Here is a 3,732-nt window from a genome sequence, read left to right as displayed (position 1 = left end):
CGAGGCCGGGTTCAGCGGCGCCATCGCCACCGTCTGGGGCCGCGGCTATGTGCTCCGCGAGACCGCCGAGGCGCCGGCCACCGCGCCGCGCACCATCGTCGCCACCGCGCCGGACGTCGCCCGCGCCGCCTGACGCGCACGCCTGCAGGGGGATACAGGGGAGAGCCCGCCCGGATCACTTCCGGGCGGGCTTTTGCTGTCCGGCGCGCCGCCGGCTGGAGACGTGAAGGCGGTGGGTGACCAGCGCTGCGCAACCGACTGGAGCAGCGCGAGGAAGCCCGCGGCGAAGAGCGGGAGCCGGGGCGAGTCGGCGGCGATGATGGCGGATCAAGGATCGTTCGCGACATCCGGATCGGTCGCGGTTGAGCCGCCGGTGAGAAGGTGGAGGTCTCCGCTGGCGCCGGGGGCCAGCCGCGTCCGCTCGCCTGCCTCGCCACCACCTGCGGAGGCACCGCCCGGCCAACCCGCCAGCGCCAGCAATTCGGCCGTCAGTATTTCATCCCCTACGGGCTTCATGACAATCCGACAGGAAGCGAACCGTGCCGGTAGATCATGAATGTAGTAGCCGCTGAAGAACGCGAACGGCACGCCCTGAGCCATCAGTTCGTCGGCGAACGGGAGGGACATTTCCCCATGCCGGAGGGTGATCTCAAGAAGCACCGCGTCCGGCTTCGCGCGCAGCCGCGCACGGGCTTCTGCGACGGTGTTGGCGGGCGGCAGGGTCAGATACCCCAACTGCCGCATGAGTCTGAGCGTGGTGCCCGCGATGAGCGGATCGCTTTCCACCAGCAGGATGCGAGGCGGCCCCATAATCCCACTCTCGGCCATCATGGCCCCCTTGTGCCCGGTTCATCTTACACGTGAGCTGCGCTCCGCGTCCCAATGATGCTGCCGATCGCGCGCTAATCTCCGCCTCTGCGGCGTGCGCCGCCGACCGGCGCGGAGACGGGCCCGCCGGCTGCCCCGAGGCCGGGACGATTCGTTTGGATCAGCCGGCCGCGTCCATCGCTTGGCCGATGTTCTCGCGGCCGACCAGCACCTGGGCGGTCACCCGATCCCGGCTCCGGTAGTGCGGCGGCAGCGAGTTGCCGGCGGCATAGAGAATTTCTGTTCCGAGTTCCATCAAGAAGAGCGATCGCATCGCGTGAATCGCCCCTCATCCGAACCAAGCAAGCACAAGAGGAAATGTCCATGATCGCGCGTCGTACCCTGCTGAGCGTCGCGGGGCTTGCCCCCCTGTCGCCGCCAACCCTGGCGCAGACGAACTGGCCGGACCGGCCAATCCGCCTCGTCGTTCCCTATGCAGCCGGAGGCCCGACCGACGCGGTGGCGCGCATCCTGGCCGACCGCCTCTCCATGACTCTGTCGGAGCGCGCCGTCGTCGAGAACCGCGCCGGGGGCGGCGCTCTCCCAGGCACCGAAGCCGTCGCGCGCGCGCCCAGGGATGGCAGCGCGCTCCTCTTCACGACGGTCGTCCATGCCGTGCACCGCGCGCTCCACGGCGGGCGCCTCACCTTCGATCCCCAGGCCGATTTCGCGCCCGTCGCCCTCATCGGCGTCGTGCCCCAAGTCATCCTGGTGCCGCCCGACAGCCCCGTGCGGGACATGCGCGGCCTCATCGACTTCCTGCGCGCAGCCCCCCGCGCCTATGGTAGCAGCGGCGTCGGCGGATCCTCCCATCTTGGCGTCGAGTTGCTGAAGTCGATGACCGGCACCCAGGCCGAGCACATCCCCTATCGCGGCACCGCCCCGGCGGTGGCCGACCTTCTTGCTGGCCGCATCGCGCTGGTGATGGACAGCGTCGCCACCGGCGCTGCCCAAGTGCGCGCCGGTGCGTTGCGCGGCATCGCCACCACCGGCGTCCGCCGCTCGGAAGCCCTGCCCGATCTTCCCACCGTCGCCGAGATCCTGCCCGGCTTCGAGGCCACCACATGGAACGCCGTCCTCGTCCCTGCCGGAACCCCAGCGCCTATGGTCGAGGCCATGTCAGCCGCCATCTGGAGGGCTGTCGGCGACGGGCCGACGCTGACGCGCCTATCCGAACTCGGCGTCCAGGTTCCGGCGCCGGATGACCGGAATCCTGCGGCAGCGGGGCGCTTCATGGCTTCGGAGACGGCGAAGTGGGAGCGACTGATCCGCGAAGCGCGGATCACCGTGGAATAGCCGATCCAGGGCAGGCTCTGCCCTCTCCGCCAGCTCCAGGAAGCGATCGCGCAGACCGGCGCTGCGATCCGCGCCGCGCGCGCAGCAGCGGCTCCGCGGCTAAAGAGCCAGTGTCACGGGCTGGCAGAAGGTGACGGACGCGGAGTACGCTGGCGCGCTATCCGATCTGTTGTCCCTCAGCCAGTCCTGAGCCACGCGGAAGGAAAACCGCCATGCGCATTGGCGTGCCAAAGGAAGTCAAGATCCACGAGTACCGCGTTGGGCTCGTGCCAGGATCTGTTCGGGAGCTTGTCCTGCACGGCCACGAGTTGCTGGTCGAGACCGGCGCCGGCGCGGCGATCGGTTTCCCTGACGAGGCCTATGCCGCCGCAGGTGCGCGCATCGCCGCGGATGCCGCATCAGTCTTCGCTGAAGCCGAGCTTGTCGTGAAGGTCAAGGAGCCGCAGCGCGATGAATGGGCGCGACTCAGGCCGGGGCAGGTTCTTTTCACATACCTTCATCTCGCCCCGGACCCCGAGCAGACCAAGGGGCTGATGGAATCCGGCGTGACCGCCATCGCCTACGAGACGGTGACGAACGCCCAAGGCGGGTTGCCGCTGCTAGCGCCTATGAGCGAGGTCGCGGGCCGCATGGCTGTACAGGTCGGCGCCCGCTGCCTCGAGAAGGAGGTCGGTGGCGCCGGCATCCTGCTCTCGGGTGTACCGGGTGTGCCCTCGGGGCGTGTGGCCATTATCGGTGGCGGGGTGGTGGGATCGAACGCGGCGCGCATCGCGCACGGCATGCGCGCGCAAGTCACGGTGCTCGACCGCAATCCGCGCGCGCTTGAGGCGCTCGACGTTGAGTTCAATGGCATGGTGGACACGCTCTTTGCGACGCGCGACGCGGTGGAACGAGCAGTGCTGGAGGCCGACCTCGTCATTGGCGCCGTGCTGGTGCCCGGTGCGGCAGCGCCGAAGCTGGTGACGCGGGCGACGGTCGCGCGCATGCGCCCAGGCAGCGTCCTGGTCGATGTCGCGATCGACCAGGGTGGCTGCTTTGAGACATCGCGTCCTACCACGCACGCGGACCCGACTTACGTCGTGGACGGCGTGGTGCACTACTGCGTCACCAACATGCCGGGTGCAGTCGCGCGCACTTCGGCGGTTGCGCTCAACAATGCGACGCTGCCATTTACGGTCGACATCGCCGAAAAGGGTTGGCAGCGCGCAGCGGTGGAGAACCCGCACCTCGCCGCAGGCGTCAATGTGCATGCCGGAGCGGTGACGCATCCCGCCGTCGCACGGGCACTGGGCCTGCCGCTTGCTGCGTTGCCATGATGATTACCGGGTTGCGGCATTTCACGGTGCGGACCGAGCGCCTGATCCGCGTGGTTCGGATTGCGCAGGCGAGTTGCGCGGACGGCGCCGCGGAGCGAGCAGATGAGGTCGTGCCGCCCTCCTAAGCGCTGCGAACCCGGGAGAGGAAGACGCCGACTTCGTCCTGGAGAGACGCCGCCTGGTTCGCCAGCGCTGAGGCGGCTCCCAACATCTCAGTGGCCGCGCTGCCGGTTTCGTCGGATGCTTGCGTGAC

At 69.0% G+C, this 3,732-nt stretch carries 4 protein-coding genes; 2 read left to right on the top strand and 2 right to left on the bottom strand.

Translation table 11 applies throughout. The features are described 5' to 3' along the window. Positions 1-327: 327 nt before the first annotated feature. Positions 328-831, bottom strand: coding sequence for a response regulator (locus GXW71_RS34275; protein WP_211858537.1), 504 nt, complete (start codon positions 829-831; stop codon positions 328-330). A 157-nt stretch (positions 832-988) separates the two neighbouring features. Further along, positions 989-1,141: a hypothetical protein gene (locus GXW71_RS34270; protein ID WP_211858535.1), complete on the bottom strand. Its 153-nt coding sequence runs from the start codon at positions 1,139-1,141 to the stop codon at positions 989-991. A 50-nt stretch (positions 1,142-1,191) separates the two neighbouring features. On the opposite strand from GXW71_RS34270, the gene GXW71_RS34265 reads away from it, so the two are divergent. Together GXW71_RS34265 and ald are read left to right on the top strand one after the other, a co-directional pair. After that, complete coding sequence (locus tag GXW71_RS34265; RefSeq protein WP_211858533.1) at positions 1,192-2,163, top strand: Bug family tripartite tricarboxylate transporter substrate binding protein; 972 nt, start codon at positions 1,192-1,194, stop codon at positions 2,161-2,163. A gap of 212 nt (positions 2,164-2,375) precedes the next feature. Then, entirely contained in the window at positions 2,376-3,479 is a 1,104-nt protein-coding gene (gene ald / locus GXW71_RS34260; RefSeq protein WP_211858531.1) for an alanine dehydrogenase, read from the top strand. Positions 3,480-3,732 lie beyond the last annotated feature (253 nt).

The sequence above is a fragment of the Plastoroseomonas hellenica genome (genome assembly GCF_018129085.1).
Lineage (GTDB): Bacteria > Pseudomonadota > Alphaproteobacteria > Acetobacterales > Acetobacteraceae > Plastoroseomonas > Plastoroseomonas hellenica.
Note: the sequence above shows the minus strand (reverse complement) of the source record. Positions and strands in the feature narration are given on the sequence as shown.

Bases quoted from the DNA above. Each gene is read 5' to 3' on its own strand.
- GXW71_RS34265 (WP_211858533.1), top strand. From the start codon at position 1,192: ATGATCGCGCGTCGTACCCTGCTGAGCGTCGCGGGGCTTGCCCCCCTG.
- GXW71_RS34275 (WP_211858537.1), bottom strand. From the start codon at position 831: ATGATGGCCGAGAGTGGGATTATGGGGCCGCCTCGCATCCTGCTGGTG.
- ald (WP_211858531.1), top strand. From the start codon at position 2,376: ATGCGCATTGGCGTGCCAAAGGAAGTCAAGATCCACGAGTACCGCGTT.
- GXW71_RS34270 (WP_211858535.1), bottom strand. From the start codon at position 1,141: ATGCGATCGCTCTTCTTGATGGAACTCGGAACAGAAATTCTCTATGCC.